Source organism: Paenibacillus sp. 32352 (assembly GCF_002042965.1).
GTDB classification, from domain to species: Bacteria; Bacillota; Bacilli; order Paenibacillales; family NBRC-103111; genus Paenibacillus_S; species Paenibacillus_S vulneris.
On sequence record NZ_MZNT01000007.1, the window covers coordinates 1 to 15,695 of the forward strand.

The 15,695-nt window shown below is 46.9% G+C and carries 12 protein-coding genes; 2 read left to right on the forward strand and 10 right to left on the reverse strand.

Annotation, left to right across the window (positions count from 1 at the left end):
* Positions 1-615: 615 nt before the first annotated feature.
* Positions 616-1,470 carry a manganese catalase family protein gene (locus B1728_RS17150; RefSeq protein ID WP_079911489.1) on the reverse strand — a complete coding sequence of 285 codons (855 nt, stop codon included), beginning with the start codon at positions 1,468-1,470 and terminating at the stop codon, positions 616-618.
* A 623-nt stretch (positions 1,471-2,093) separates the two neighbouring features.
* On the opposite strand from B1728_RS17150, the gene B1728_RS17155 reads away from it, so the two are divergent.
* Positions 2,094-2,435, forward strand: a complete 342-nt coding sequence (locus B1728_RS17155) for a DUF4367 domain-containing protein (protein WP_256865392.1) — start codon at positions 2,094-2,096, stop codon at positions 2,433-2,435.
* A 213-nt stretch (positions 2,436-2,648) separates the two neighbouring features.
* Here the strand turns inward: B1728_RS17155 and B1728_RS17160 are convergent, their stop codons facing one another.
* From B1728_RS17160 to B1728_RS17200, 9 genes are all read right to left on the reverse strand, one after another.
* Complete coding sequence (locus B1728_RS17160; RefSeq protein ID WP_079911907.1) at positions 2,649-3,413, reverse strand: SDR family oxidoreductase; 765 nt, start codon at positions 3,411-3,413, stop codon at positions 2,649-2,651.
* A 111-nt stretch (positions 3,414-3,524) separates the two neighbouring features.
* Complete coding sequence (locus B1728_RS17165; RefSeq protein WP_079911490.1) at positions 3,525-4,376, reverse strand: MerR family transcriptional regulator; 852 nt, start codon at positions 4,374-4,376, stop codon at positions 3,525-3,527.
* A 36-nt stretch (positions 4,377-4,412) separates the two neighbouring features.
* A complete protein-coding gene (locus tag B1728_RS17170) occupies positions 4,413-4,850 on the reverse strand; it encodes a DUF5946 family protein (protein ID WP_079911491.1) in 438 nt (145 codons plus the stop codon).
* A 251-nt stretch (positions 4,851-5,101) separates the two neighbouring features.
* Entirely contained in the window at positions 5,102-6,478 is a 1,377-nt protein-coding gene (locus B1728_RS17175; RefSeq protein WP_079911492.1) for an amidase, read from the reverse strand.
* A gap of 295 nt (positions 6,479-6,773) precedes the next feature.
* Positions 6,774-8,171, reverse strand: a complete 1,398-nt coding sequence (locus B1728_RS17180) for an NAD-dependent malic enzyme (protein WP_079911493.1) — start codon at positions 8,169-8,171, stop codon at positions 6,774-6,776.
* A gap of 23 nt (positions 8,172-8,194) precedes the next feature.
* Entirely contained in the window at positions 8,195-9,115 is a 921-nt protein-coding gene (locus tag B1728_RS17185; protein ID WP_079911495.1) for a DMT family transporter, read from the reverse strand.
* Between the two features lie 29 nt (positions 9,116-9,144).
* On the reverse strand, positions 9,145-10,545 hold the full coding sequence (locus B1728_RS17190) for a M20 family metallopeptidase (RefSeq protein ID WP_079911497.1): 1,401 nt from the start codon (positions 10,543-10,545) through the stop codon (positions 9,145-9,147).
* A 5-nt stretch (positions 10,546-10,550) separates the two neighbouring features.
* The gene (gene aspA / locus B1728_RS17195; RefSeq protein ID WP_079911498.1) at positions 10,551-11,975 is read right to left on the reverse strand and encodes an aspartate ammonia-lyase; all 1,425 of its coding nucleotides are present in this window, start codon (positions 11,973-11,975) and stop codon (positions 10,551-10,553) included.
* The gene (locus B1728_RS17200) at positions 11,968-13,206 is read right to left on the reverse strand and encodes an MFS transporter (protein WP_144027905.1); all 1,239 of its coding nucleotides are present in this window, start codon (positions 13,204-13,206) and stop codon (positions 11,968-11,970) included. The genes aspA and B1728_RS17200 overlap by 8 nt, the downstream gene beginning before the upstream one ends.
* 260 nt (positions 13,207-13,466) lie before the next feature.
* Here B1728_RS17200 and B1728_RS17205 point away from each other — a divergent pair, with 260 nt between their 5' ends.
* Positions 13,467-15,548: a helix-turn-helix domain-containing protein gene (locus B1728_RS17205; RefSeq protein WP_079911500.1), complete on the forward strand. Its 2,082-nt coding sequence runs from the start codon at positions 13,467-13,469 to the stop codon at positions 15,546-15,548.
* The last annotated feature ends 147 nt before the right edge of the window (positions 15,549-15,695 follow it).

The following is a 15,695-nucleotide window of genomic DNA, read 5'->3' on the forward strand; positions in this document are numbered from 1 at the left end:
GTCCTGAGCCAGGATCAAACTCTCCAATAAAGTGTTCCTCCCCAAAAAGTGAAGCGAAGCTGCCGAAGCATATTCCGATTACTTTTCGGGGAACCCCATAACGACTATGAGGCAAATTATCAGAGCTTGTCTTAAGCTCAAAATTCAATGCTAGCGAGAATTTTCATTCTCTGTTAAAACATTCACTCGTTGTTCAGTTTTCAAAGGACAATGTTTCATCTACGCCCTGCACTTCGTTAGGCGGATATTTAATTTAACATAATATCTAATTACTTTGCAAGAACAATTATTTCCATGCTCAGGTTTAACATGTTGCACAGAACATCTCTTCATTCCTGTTCCCCAGCACTTCCATACGGACAACCGGGAGAGATAATATATCATAGTTACTATCGATATAGCAAGAACAGTTTTTTCCATGCTCAGGTATATCACTCAGGCACAGAGCATCTCTTCATTCTTGTTCCTTAGGTCATCTATGTTGAGCACCGGGAGAAGTAATATATCATAATATCCCCCATGCCATCCAGTGGTATTTTGTGGTAATTTAATATCACCTGCTAAAGGCTCCATACATATACCTCCAGCAGGTAATAATAGAAAATGAACTAATCATCAAGCATTTAGATCATATAATCCGGGGCTGTGTTCGTTAGGCAATTCAGGCATGAATGGCAGCGGTGAACCTGCAGGCGGAGGTACGACTTCCAAATTGCCTCCATTTCTGCTCGGTGTCGGGCCGTTAAAAATTTCCCCAATACGGGTATTATCCAACCGGAAATTAAACTGTGCGTTATGGAAGCCTATGTCTACATATTTCCGGCATTCCGGATACTTATTAATATCGTAATTGGGTACAGGAAATAATTTGCCCCAATTGACGCCAAGGGTCTCCAATGCTTTGGCAAACGCGTTTTGATGAGCATTATCTCTTACGATGAGGAAAGCCAGTGTCTCACGAAACGTTTTGTTGGAGCTCATTTCATATATACGGCACTTCTGAAGAACTCCGGTTGATTCAAGGACCAGGTTGTCCAACAGGTCGCTGATCAGGTTTCCATGGTTGTAAACATAGTTCCCCATCCACGGATTCCCTGCCGCATCGACAGGCAAAGAGCTTTGAGCACCTATGATAAAATGATGCGGGTTTGCGTTTTTGACGGCATCATCAAGAGGCGCGCCATCCAGGCCGGCATTACCAGGCATCGGTTCCCCTGAACCGGTTAATAATTGATTGATGGTATGCTGAACCAACTCTACATGGCTTAATTCTTCTAAAAAAACACCGCGAATGAGGTCACGATATTGTGTAGCATTTCCGCGAAAGTTGTTACTCTGGAAGAAAAATTGCATCATGGTCCGCATCTCACCAAATCGGCCGCCTAGAATCTCCTGAATGACTTTAGCTGCCTCCGGGTCAGGCCGATCCGGTACAATCATGTTAATAAGATCTTCTTTGTAGAAATACATGTAAACCCTCCGGCTAACATTTTTTTGTACAACTTAATATCATTCTAACTAGTTGATTTTATTCCCGCCTTCCGCGTAATGGTTTATGATTATTGTTTTCCCATGTGCGTCGGTAAGAAGCGAACCCCGCCTTTTCCTACACAGCACGTAGTTCAGCAGGGGCATGCTTAAGAAACAGTGCTCGAGTCCAGACCGGCAGCGCCTGCGTTTACCCTAGTCTCATCTATAATATTAGGAATGGATCCAAACGCTTTTTGGAACATGGCATTCCCTCCTCTTTTTGATCCTGGTTGATCGGATGGGTTATCTTACAGCGTTTTAATGCAGACATTGCATATCCATAATAGGTGTTATTATCCCTTCTATATATGAAGACTTCGTCAAGTCCACAAATCGCATCCCTCTTCCGTAACAAAATCATCTATACTTATTAAAAAGCAAAACGGACAGAGGCTCCGCTGTTTATCCCTCCCGTTCATCTGCCGGACGGTTATCAGTTCGACTTCGGATATGTCTATCCGGTCTCGCCTTACCCGGGCACTATGGATCGATCAGCCTACGAGAAGCTGACCGACGAACTGATCGGCTAGGCTGAGACCGCTCCGGAAGACGAAACACTGGTCATGAAAAAGCTGAGCTGGGACAGATCTAATTTGACTTTTGCCCGATATGCTAAAGGAAAGGACTATCTTAATATTGAAGCAGTCAAATACGACCCGGCGACCACAAACATAATGGTCATGCAGAATGGCCAGGATACAACTGAAAAGCTGACCATCAATGGAATTGAAGCCTACTACATCCAAGCGGGTGAAGGAGGCCGACCTTTGGCAGGAAAAAATCGGCTCGGATGGCTGGATGAACAGCGTGGTTTGCATTACACGATATCGGATAATCCCAACAGCCCGCTGACCAAGGAAGACTTGGTCCGAATCGCCGAGGATCTGGTAGTGCCGAAGCCGTAATTGGTTCCATTCCATACGGACGTCCCCGGGATGACAGCGGTCATCGGCCGGGGACGCTTACGTTCTCATCATTACATATATACTTGATTAGCTCGCGATTTTCTTGACAAACACTTCGTTCCGCGATGACAGCACTCCGTGAGCCACAGTTTCGATCAATAGAAGGATTCGCTTTATGTTGACAGCATTCGTAATGTTCCAAAAACGCCCCATTCACAAATGTGAGCCGCCGGTGGCGTCAAGCATCTGCCCGGTTATCCAACGTCCATCCGGTGATGCCGCGAACGCGACAATATCAGCGATGTCCGAAGGCTCGCCAACGCGGCCGAGTACCGACATCTCTTCGGCATGCTTGCGACCGTCCGGAGTGTGGAGCCATGACGCATTCACATCCGTGTCGACGATACCGGGCATAACCGCATTCACGGTGATTCCCCGCGGTCCCAACAACTGGGCCAAATGCAGGGTGAATGTATTGATCGCGCCTTTGGTTAAGTTATAGGCCATGAGATGAGGATAAGCAATACGTGTAACCCCAGATGAGATATTAATGATACGCCCGCCATCTCGCAGACGGTCCAGCGACTTCTGAACGAGGAAGAACGGGGCTTTAACGTTAACCTCGAACACTTGATCGAAATCCGCCTCGTTCGTATCTTGAAACGACGAAGAAGTGCCAATGCCCGCATTATTGACAAGAATATCAAACTGATTGCTGCCGGTTCGGCGAATAAGTTCCTCGTCCATACCCTTCAACAGCTGGTAAACTCCATCCAGGGAGTCCAGCTCGGCACCGACGGCGAAGGCTTTGCCGCCTGCCGCTTCGATTGTATGGACCGTTTCGTCTGCAGCATCCCGCCGTCTGCCGTAATGTACGGCAACTAACGCCCCCTCGGAAGCAAGCCGGACCGCTATGGCTCTTCCTATCCCCCTGCTTGCTCCTGTGACGACTGCGATACGGTTTTCCAAACGTTTCATACTCATTACAAATCACTCCTTATTGAATGGTTAACGCCATTCTAAACCCTCCCCTAAAGGGTAGAGTCAAGCCGATTTGTAAAATCATTTTTTTCTAATCGAAAATGGGATTCACACGTCGGACGGCAAAGGCTCCACAGGCACAATAGCCTCTGCAAGACGTAAACGGCCATAGATATCCTTATCCGACGTCAGGAAAACCTCCCGGGTCGGTTCCGCCTCAAGCCGCCGATAGACTTCGGCTTTTATCCAACCTTGCAGTTCTTCCTCTGCTCTGCAATCGTCAAGGTACGGATCACAGAGATGCTTGAGTGAAGCAGCCATCTCTAAGCCTGGCAAAATGCCAACCTTGACCCTATGGCCGTACGGGATAGGCTTTGATAAAGGGATAGCAACCTCTATATCTGAAAGTGAGCTGTTGCCGTCAGCTCGTCGGTGCCAAACAATCATCACCTTATGATCCGCTTGCTCCCCGTACCCTCTGACGTATTGCTTCAGTTCATCGAGCAGTAAGCACAAATGGTCTTTCGGAACCTGCTCACGTATGGAAGCCACGAGAATCGGCTCTACACGGTGCAATGCGAATCCCTCCTCCTCTTCTTTGACCAGCTCCGTCGTTTCGGATATTCGATCAAGCTGCACGAGCCGCTCGTCAATCTCTACGACCTGCCGCTCCATGGCTTGTATTAGACGCTTCAGTTCTTCCCGTTTCTCCTTCAGCATAGATTCCGCATCAGACAGTGCGGCTGAATCGGCCATGAGGGGCCGCATTTGCTCAAGGGTCAGGCCTTGCTCTTTAAAACTCGCAATGCGGCGGACAGTTAGCAGTTGTTCCGCTGTATAGTAGCGGTACTTCGATTCCTCATCTATATGTATGGGCTTTAATAGTCCCAACTGGTCGTAGTGTCTCAGCGTCTTCACCGTCACGCCCGCAAGCTTGGAGAACTCCCCGATCTTGAACATCCCATATCCTCCTTTTTCACCTGTTGATCCCTTTATCTATCCTTTATTCAATATGAGCGGTCCCATTTCTTTCAGTGTGATATGTGCCCATCTCTCAATGAGCTGGCAATAGCTTTCTGCGTCATCCATCTGCGCAGCCACGTCAGCAATGGTCATGGTCCACTCTACCTTGGGCAGAGTCGGATCAGCCTGATTCCGCAGGATATCCTTGGTGCTTCCTGGTCCTTGGGCGGCATCCTGAAGAATCCATTCTATAGTATAGGCTTTCTCCAGGTAGTTCCGTAATGCTGATTGTATCCAGACATACGCAGCATCACTGTAGCGCTCATGTTGAACCATGTAGCAGGCGACAGTGAGAAAGTGGACCCGCCCGTAACCGGGGTCCATGAATTCAAACGCCATAAATTCGTTAAATATCGTTTCGCACGTCTTCCCCTCGAGAAGGACAGCACCGCATACAGTACAGGTCGACATCGCATTGTTCCTCCATTCAATTCAATAAATGATAGACGCAAAGGAGTTGATATGGTTTCGGTTCAGCATGTAAATGAATTATAGCTGTATTCCACCATACTTCGTCAATGACTGTCCATTTTGCTAATCTTAAAAGTCACTCCAGTACCTGATGGATCCGGTGTGTTATTCGCTGCATGCAAAAAAGAGGAACCGCCGGTTCCCCTTTTGGAAGGCTAGATAGCCCTGCTCCGTTCGACTTGTCAAGCATGTTACCCGGCGCAAATTTCGTCCCGAATTCGGTAGAAGTCAGCCAGTTGGTTTTGTTCGTATGCATAACCCGTGCGAATCAGCCGGTCTTCCCTTCCCCAGGCGGCTACCAGCTGCAAACCGACAGGCAGTCCTTCGCTTGTTATGCCGCATGGGATGGAAAGCGCAGGAGTTTCTACGGCATTGAATATTTCGGTATAGCGGGTCATTGCGTCAAAGAGGCTCTCGGTATAAGAGCCGAATTGGACCTGTTCGACCCCGATTTTTCTCGCTGCAATCGGAATCGTCGGAGTTGCTAACACCTGGATTTGTTCGCGGAACAGCCTACCGAATTGCTTCATATAGTCCTCCTTCGCCTTCAAAGCATCAATATATTGTCGGGAGGTGATCATAAGCGAAGATTCCAGCAGCGCTCTTGCATCCGCTCCGTACTGGGACAAGCAACATTCCATCCGCTCGCGATGAACATAACCCGCTTCGGAAGCGGCGATGTTCAATATTTTTTGCTGATAGCCATGGATGAACGAGACGTCCACTTCGATCAAGAGCGCGCCGAGCTGCTCCAGCGCATGTAAGGCAGCGAGATACAGCTGATACGTCTCCGCTTCGATATGCTCGTTGAAAAAGCTCGTTGGGACACCGACGCGCAGCCCGCGTATATCCTGTTTCAGATAAGGCAGGTAGCTCTGATTCGTCAGCGCCTCCATCATGATGGCCAAATCCGTCATATTGGCAGTTAACGGACCGACATGGTCGAGCGTCCAGGAAACGTAAAATACCCCTTGTGTCGGAATTTTGTTATAGGTAGGTTTAAGTCCGACAACGCCGCATGACGCAGCCGGGATACGTACAGACCCGCCCGTATCGGTCCCGATCGACGCCACACTCAGATCTGCAGCTACGGCAGCAGCCGATCCCCCGCTAGAGCCGCCCGGTGTATACTCCAAATTCCATGGATTATGAACCGGCCCGTAATGAGGGTTGTTCGAGGTAATGCCGAGGGCGTATTCATGCATGTTATTTTTCCCCAGAGTAATTGCATCCTCTTGAAGCAGCTTGCGGACTACGGCCGCGTCTTTGTCCGGAACGTTGTTCGCATCGATGGAGGAGCCGTAGGTAGTACGGATTCCCTTGGTATCGATATTGTCCTTGTACGAAAGCGGAATTCCGTACAAAATCCCCGTCTGATCCCCAGCCTTCTCTATAGCTTCAACAATTTTGGCTTCCTTGACCGCTCTTTCCTTCGATACGGTAATAAAGGCGTTAAGTGCCGCTTCTTTTCGTTTGATGCGCTTCAAATAATGCCTGGTTATTTCTAGAGGCGTAAACAGATGATTCGCATAACCATTCTTAAGCTCCTGAATCGATTTACGTGCCATGCTTCCCTCTCCTTTGCTTATACTTGAAGCAAGACTGGTTCCTAGGAATCTAGCAACTGTATGCCCTTGCTTCAATGTGCTATTTTATGCAAAAGTGATAGTTTCCGTATGGGAAAGAAATACGATGGCCGAAAAATAGACTTCCGCTGCCGATTAAGAAGTTAAAGATTAAAAAAAGAGCTAACCCCAAAGGTCAGCTCCTTCATCTTCCAACTGTTTATTGCTAATGCATGGCCGGCAACTGTTTCATGAATCCATCCTCCGATAAAGAAGAATGGCTTTCCCTTTTACGATATTATCTGAATTCAGGCGGGGTCCGCCGTGCAACTCCCGTAATAATCGCCGCTTCGATAACGGCATGTCTCACCTTCGTAACGACTTGCTCGTTAAAGATGCTTGGAATGATATACTGCTCGTTTAACTCTGATTTCGACACGACAGCTGCGATAGCCCTTGCCGCTGCAAGCTTCATCGGTTCGTTAATTGTACTTGCTTGACAATCAAGCGCTCCTCTAAAAATACCTGGAAACACAAGGACATTATTGATCTGGTTAGGATAGTCGCTGCGGCCTGTTGCATAAACCTTCACATAAGGCAGAGCTTCCTCCGGAGTAATCTCTGGATTAGGATTGGCCATAGCGAACACAATGCTTTGGGGCGCCATGCGCTTAATATCAGCTGCTGAGAGCAAGCCGCCTCTGGATACTCCGATAAATACATCCGCGTCAGCTATTAGCTCCTTCAAGCTCCCTTCCTGATTCTCCACCTCAGGCTGATCTGCAAGCCATTGCCACATTGCCTGCGAGTAGCGGCCTCCTCGTACAATAGCCCCTTCGGCATCAATAGGAACAAGACGCTTAACTCCGGCACCCAGCAGCATTTTGCAGATGGAGACGCCAGCCGCTCCAATACCGTTCACAATCACCCGGACTTGGTCCATTCTTTTCCCGACAACCTTCAGTGCATTAATTAAACCCGCTACGACAACAACGGCCGTACCGTGCTGGTCATCATGAAATACAGGAATATCTAGATGCTCCGCCAGCTTTGCTTCAATTTCAAAGCATCTTGGAGAACCGATATCTTCGAGGTTGATCCCGCCAAATATAGGGCTGATTGCCTTTATCGTACGGATTATTTCCTCCGTGTCCGTTGTATTCAAGCAAATGGGAAAAGCATCCACCCCGCCAAACTGTTTGAACAGCATCGCTTTGCCTTCCATTACAGGTGCCGCCGCATAAGGCCCTATGTCCCCTAAACCAAGAACGGCCGTCCCGTCTGTGACCACGGCTACCATATTTCTTTTAATGGTTAACGAGTACGCTTTGGACTCATCCTCATGAATAGCGGAGCATATTCGGGCAACGCCCGGCGTATATACTCTGGATAAATCGTCCCTATTTTTCACGGGGATTTTGGATTCCACTGAGATTTTGCCGCCGATATGGGTAAGGAAGGTACGATCCGAAACATTAATGATTCGGATCCCTTCTATCGCTTTTAACGAATCGATAACTTGAGTTTCCTGTGAATCCCGCACCTCAAAAGTGATGTCCCGGATGGATGACGCTTCGCCTGAACGAATGACATCAATGGACACGATATCTCCGCCGGCTCTGCCTATTGCCGTTGCCACATCTCCGAAGGATACACCTGTTAATTCTAACCGGACCACGATATTGTTATAGGCCATGTCTTTACTCCTGTTCATATGACTCAGTCTAATTTGTTAAAAATCTTATGTTTCCCTGATTTTAACGGGGACGATTTGGGTTTAAGATTGACCATGCCGATACTGATCCCGATAAAAATCAATCCTAGCAATAAATACACGGTAAAGGATTCATGTAAAAACAGCATCCCTGTCAAAACCGATACTATGGGTACTAGAAATGTATACGAAGTCACCACACTGGCTTCGCCGGAATTGACAAGGGTAAAGTACAGAATCCAGGAACCTGTTACCCCAAAGATGCTGCTAAATCCCAGCCCGGACCAAAATATCGGGTTCCATTGAATTGCACTCCATGGCTCTGCCAATGTCCCTGCGATGATGAGAATGATGCCGCCAATCAAACATTGCAATGCGGCTAACCACATGAAATGGACAACAGAGCTGACCTTCTTTACATAAACGGTACCCAATGCCCAGCTGATCGAAGTGCCTATTCCCAACATCACTCCAATAGTGGAAATATGCCCTGCCTCTCCTCTAGTACTTATTGCCGCAACACCTAGAATGCCAAATGTAAGCCCAATTCCCTTCAAAACCGACATATGCTCCCTGAGCCAAATCCAGGCAAATAAAGCAACCAGAACAGGCTGCAAATAAACAAGAACCGAGAAAAGTCCTGAAGACATCATTTTCAATCCGTAGGTCTGCAGTCCAAAAAATAAGACAACGTTAAGTAAGGAAGATAGGATATAAACATGCTTGTGCTGCTTCCATTGGATTTGCTTACGCTTAGGAAGCATTAGCAGCACGAGAAGAATAGCACCTGCCAACGTTCGCATGCCTGCAAACAGCAGGGGCGGTGTGTATTGCAGCATCATTTTATTAATAGGAAACGACACGCCCCATAGGATAACAAGTGCTGCGATCAATCCAGTCTGCCGAATCGGTGATAGCTGCTTCAAAACGAATATTCCTTCCCTGATCAAACGTATTATGCGCGCCGGATCGGAGCCGGTACGGCTTCAGCCGGAATCATGGACTGGTAAGTCTCGCCTGCCAGCTGTTCTTGATGCTCTGCCTTCGCTTGCTCTATAATTTCCGGATGCAGCATAGCCTCAATGGCGGATGAAGCGATAACTTTACCGGCCAGAAGCATTCCCTTGTGAGCAATGGACGAAGTGCCCTGTGCAACCATCTGCCAGCTGTGTGGCGGTGTACCGTATGCGCAGGTCGTTACGTAGACTTGACCTGTTGGAACAATCCAGCTGACATCACCAACGTCTGTAGAGCCGGCAAGGAAACCAGGCTCCGGATTATAAGGATTCACATCGACCGATAGCACCTTTCCATTGGCTTTGTGTACGGGCTTCATCTCTACCTCCGAAAAGCTCGCCTGAATCGATTTGGCAAAGCTGATTTCTTCTTCGGAATAGCTCTCGCCTCCGATTTGCACAAACTGCTTGTGCATCATCGAACCTAGCGTGATGTTAGGAATTAAATCCGCCGAAGCCGCATCGAACTGCATTTCCATCTGCGTACCGGTCATTAGAGCAGCTCCGCGGGCGATATCGATAACTCGCGTGAGAATTTCGCGAACTTGATCCATTTTGGGTGCGCGAATTTTATATAGGACCTCCGCTTCTGATTGAACCACGTTTGGAGCATAACCACCGGTATTGGTAATGGCATAATGAAGTCTTGCGTCCTGAATGATATGCTCTCGCAGGAAGTTTGCCCCTACATTCATCAATTCCACGGCATCTAGTGCACTGCGGCCTAATTCCGGGCTTGCCGATGCATGAGAGCTGATGCCCTTGAATTTAAAATACACTTGGCATGTAGCAAGCATTCTTGCGTTATAGGCAAGGTTCTCATCCCATGGGTGCCAGGTGAAAGCCACATCGACATCCTGGAATAGACCGGCGCGAGCCATGAACGCTTTGCCGCCCCCGCCTTCTTCTGCAGGACAGCCGTAGTAGCGTACTGTTCCTTTTAGTCCTTGCTGCTCCATGTAATGACGTACTGCAATCGCTGCCGCAAGCGAGCCTGTGCCCAGCAGATTATGTCCGCAGCCATGGCCGTTCCCGCCTTCCTGTATGGGCTGTTTAACCGCTGCATTCGCTTGTTGGCTCAATCCTGACAATGCGTCGAATTCTCCTAAAATAGCGACAACTGGTTTACCCGTGCCATACGTACCGACTACAGCGGTCTGAATTCCACCAGCGCTGCGCTCAACCGTGAATCCCTCTTCTTCAAGAGCTCGGGCCATCATCTCCGCAGACTGATGTTCTTCGTATCGGGTTTCACTAAATCCCCATATGCTATCGCTAACCTCAATAAGCTTCCGTTTCTTCTGTTCAATGATCGCTGAGATCTGTTCATGGAAATTCATGCAGTTCACTCCATATCAAGTAATATTTTTCCGGCTATTCCCGGTTCCGTCATTTGGTAAGGGTCCAAAATGAGTTCCAATTCTTCTTCCGTGAGTACGTTGTGAAGCAGGCAAAGCTCGCGTACGGATTTTCCTGTGAGGATGGCTTCCCGTGCAATACGCGCTGCCGTTTCGTAGCCAAGATGGGGATTCAGTGCGGTCAATACGCCTACACTTTTGTCCACATACTCCTTACATATTTGTTCATTGGCTTCGATTCCTTCCAGGCAATGCGTACGGAACACTTGGAACACCTGGTTCATCATGCTTAACGATTGCAGCAGATTGAATATTAATACCGGTTCCATCACATTCAGCTCCAATTGCCCGGCTTCCGATGCCAGCGAAATCGTCAGATCGTTGCCGATGACTTGAAAAGCAACCTGATTCACGACCTCGCACATGACAGGATTGACCTTGCCGGGCATGATGGACGAGCCTGGCTGCCTAGCTGGCAGTATAATTTCCCCCAAGCCTGCTCTCGGTCCGGATGCCATCAACCGCAAATCATTGGCTGCTTTGGACATGTTCAACATGCATACTTTTAAAGCGGAGGAGACTTCCGTGTACACATCCGTATTTTGGGTTGCATCCGGCAAATGCTCGGCATTTACAAGTGGAAACCCGCTAATTTCGGCCAATGCCTCGACGGCCTTGCGAATATAGTGAGGATCTGCATTGAGGCCTGTACCGACGGCTGTAGCACCCAAGTTTACCTCGTACAAATCCTCGCGGGTCCGTTGAATACGCTTTATATCTCTTCCGAGCATTCGGCCGTACGCTTCGAATTCCTGCCCAAGCCGAATCGGAACCGCATCCTGCAAGTGGGTTCGCCCCATCTTGATGACGGCGTCAAACTGGCGTGCTTTTGATAAAAACGTCCCGTGAAGTTCTTTCATGGTAACTACAAGCTTCTCGATCAAGGACAAGACGGCAAGATGAAGCGCTGTCGGAAACGTATCATTGGTTGATTGAGACATGTTTACATGCGTATTAGGGCTTAAAGTGAAGTAATCTCCTTTGGACCCGCCCAAAATTTCGATCGCCCGATTGGCAATGACTTCATTGGTGTTCATATTAATGGAGGTGCCGGCGCCTCCCTGAATCGGATCTACTATAAACTCATCATGCCATTTTCCCGAAATGATTTCTGAAGCAGCTTCCACAATCGCGTTCCCCAGACGAGGATTCAGCTGTTTCATCTCCATATTTGCGATGGCGGCCGCCTTTTTGACCATAGCCATAGCAGCGATCAGCTCTTTGTGAAGCGTATAGCCGGTAATCGGAAAATTTTCAACCGCTCTCATGGTTTGTATTCCATAATAAGCGTGCAGCGGCACGGCCTTCTCGCCGAGAAAATCCTTTTCCATTCTCACCTGTTCATTAAACATGCGGCGTCTCCTTGTTCAATTGCAGACTTTTTTTCGTGTTGATTGTGAACCCGGCCAAGAGCATCACAATGCAGGAAATAACAAGAAACATGAAAGCAACATTGTAGTTGTTGCCTGTTGAACCTATCAGATAGCCCATGATGGTTGGCGATAAAATGGAACCCACCTGAGCGCCTGCGTTAATGATCCCCGTCGCCGTACCGACAGAGTCTTTGGCCATATGCTTTAGCGGTAATATAAATACCGTAATGCTGACTGGATTCAGGAACACATTCGTTAATGTCAAATACGTGAAAGCGAGAGGCACAGAGCTGGCATTAAACATCAAGTAGATGAAAACGGCTGATAGCAAGGCTCCGCCAATGATAATGAACTTCTCTTTTCCAAGCATATACTTGTCCAGCACCCAACCGCTGACTAGAAAAGATACAAAGCCTAGAATCGCCGGGATTGAAGAGTAGACGCCCATTGAAACCATGCTCAAGCCCTTTACTTTGACCCAGTAGGAAGGCAGCCAGCTTTGCAGCCCCCAGAATACGACATTGGCAAAAAAGTAAACGATGAGCAGCTTCCAAACCATGGAGGTTTTTAAGATGGTTTTGACCGGAACTTTATTCACTTGCTTTTCAGACTGCTCTTGCTCTGTCCCTGCTCTATTCTCAGAGGATCTGAGAACGAACCAGACCAGAATCGCGATTAAAAACCCTATGACGGCAAGCGCATAAAACATGATTCTCCAGCCAAGTGACGCTGTCATCGTTGCAACGACAATAGATCCTATGGCAATGCCTACCGAGCTGCCGGACTGAACAACAGACTTGGCACGTGCCCGCTGTTCCTTTGGAAATGTATTCGCTATAGCCACGGAGCTTGCTGTAGGAAAAGAGCCTTCCCCAGCTCCAACCATAATACGGGAAGCAATTAAACTTGCGAAAGAGTTTGCAAACCCCGTGATTCCAGTGAAAATCGACCAGGTGAATATGGCCCCGGACAATACTTTGGTCGCGCCGAATTTATCGGCCAGATAACCGCCCACAAGCTGCATAAGGGCATAGCTCAGGAAAAAGCTGCTTAGGATGAGACCCGCTTTATCAGGCGTTAGCTGAAGGTCCTTTGTAATCGGAATGATGGCAACATTAATGGAAACCTTATCAAAATAACCTACAATCCAAGCAAAAAATAAAACAAGCAGAATGGCGTATTTCTTCTTATTGGTAATATCCTGCCTCATCCTTATCACTCCATTTTTGAATTGTGCAAACCTTCTCATTGCCATTATGATGCTTTCTTAACAATATTTTCGTTCGTCTCGTCAGCCTCCTTATCCCCCTTGTTACTTTTCATGACACAAGCGTAGAAAAATTTAAGGAAAATCGATATATTCAACGCTTAATAAATATTTTATACTATAGTAAAATAATAGCTATGTAGCTTATTAACGAGAAATAAGATGAATAATGTAGGTTTACACTATATAAGGAGCAAACTGTCATGAAATACCTTACATCACTGGAGTCATTCATCTTTCATAAGCTTGGCCGAATCGCATATCAAGTTTGGTATGGACAGCACAACGCATTGGATTTGGTACTGTCGGGCGACAAAGAACTCGAGATGCAAACGCATCCATTTCCTGTTAGTAAAGAGCAGCAGTATCAGTTTACCTATCAACCTGATATTTCTTACATGAATATTACATTTGATGATGAGGTACAAATGGTTGTTTATTTCGCAAATAGCGACACACGGCTGGACGAGCTCGAACTACAGCAGCTGCATCTTCTTTGTCGGGATTATCATCATCAAATGCTCTTAACAACGAAGGACCTGGAATTGGACAAAATGATTGAAGGGATCGGAGCGCTGACTTCTACGCTGGATCTGAATAAGCTTCTCCAACAAATCATCCGAAGCGCTCTGACGGTTATATCCGCGGGCGATGCGGGGATTTTTCGATTGTATGACAGCCAAAGCTCCCTGCTGAATCCTCTGGCTGCCATTGGCTTTGATGATTCCATTGCCCAATATAAAACGAGGAGCGGCGAGGCTATTTCAGGGAAAGTATTCTCCGACGGGATTCCGCGAATTTATCATTCCAGACAAGAAATGGAGGCGGATTATACCAACATTTCCTCGCAAAATGCTAATTTTGTACAAACAAGCGACAAGGCCAACGCCCTTATCATTGTTCCCGTTTCCTCGGGCGATACGCGAATAGGAACCTTAACGCTGCTGCAATTTCACAAGAAAAGAAACTTTACCCATCGGGATATCAAGCTATTACAAGGCTTTGCCTCCCAGGTTGCCATTGCCATTCATAATGCAAAGCTGTATGAGGAAACCCATTTGCGCTTGCAACAGGTGACGGCGCTGAGTAAGAAGTTAGAAGACAACAATCTTTTGTTGCAAAAGAGAATCAATGTTCACGATACGTTAACACAGCTATCTCTTAAAAATAAAGGGATACAGAAAATGATTCACGAGATCAACCTGATCTTGGGTATGCCGGTTGCCTATATTGATTTCCTGGATAATGCAATTTATAAAGAGCATGAGAGCAAAGTGCCGGTCAGCTTTGATATGATATCCGAGTTATTTGCGAACCAGCAGCAGCTCTCGCCTTTGTCTATAAAAATAATGAACCAGGATTATTTCTTATACCCAATCACTGTCGGCAAAGTGCTGCTGGGCTGCATTCTCGTAACCGTTTCTCATCCTCTTTCTCCGATGGATATTATTACAGTGGAACAGAGCGGCTCCGTTCTGGCGCTTGAAATCGTCAAAAAAATATCCGTGACCGAGCTGCAGTACAAAAAAGCGGATGATTTTTTCAACCAAATCTTGAACATGCAAAATCATGAGCAGATTATTGCAAAAGGAAGACAGTTCAACCTTACCTTCTCCTCCTATTCTTTTATCGTGATATGTGAAATTCCCGAGCTGACTGAGCCCTACGAGGTAGAAGCTAAGATCCAACGCTTCATTTCCCGGCTGAATAAAGAGCTTGTCCAAGTTAATAAGTTAATTTATGGGGATTATAATAAAGTGAAATTCCTGGTATCCGTTCATGATCCGGCTGAAGTTGACAAAACCATTCATCTGATCTCAAACGTCATTAAAGAGTGGGAGAAAACGGACCAACTTTTATTACGCGGAGGAATCGGTTCAGCCTACCAAGACTTGGAGGATATTAGTAAGAGCTACAATGAAGCGAATAAGACGGTAGCCTTTGCGAGGAGCAAAAATAATTACGGCCTGATGCGCTATGAAGAAATCGGGATTAACCGTTTTTTTCTTAATCAGCCTATTCAAGAAATCGAGAAATATATTAATGAGATTTTTGCGCCGCTAAGAACAGACAAAAATCAAAGCAAGGAATTGGAAAAAACCTTGATGCTGTACATTTCTTTGAATCAATCTGCGGTTGAAACCGCCAGGAAGCTTCATATACATGTCAACTCCTTTTATCAGCGGATGAAAAGGATTGAAGAATTGCTTGATCTTAGTCTGGACGATCCTGAAGATATGCTAAAGATTCAGCTTGCCTGCCATTTGAAAAATACATTTGTATAGAAGTAACCAGCAGTGTTCATTAGGCATGCAGGATCAGACAGGGCAAGCGGCGATGTCGAAATGAGCTTTTCCTTCTTCGCACTCATGATATAATGGAATCCGAAACTTCTCGTTAATCAATCCATTATTCAAATTCACTTGGAGGAA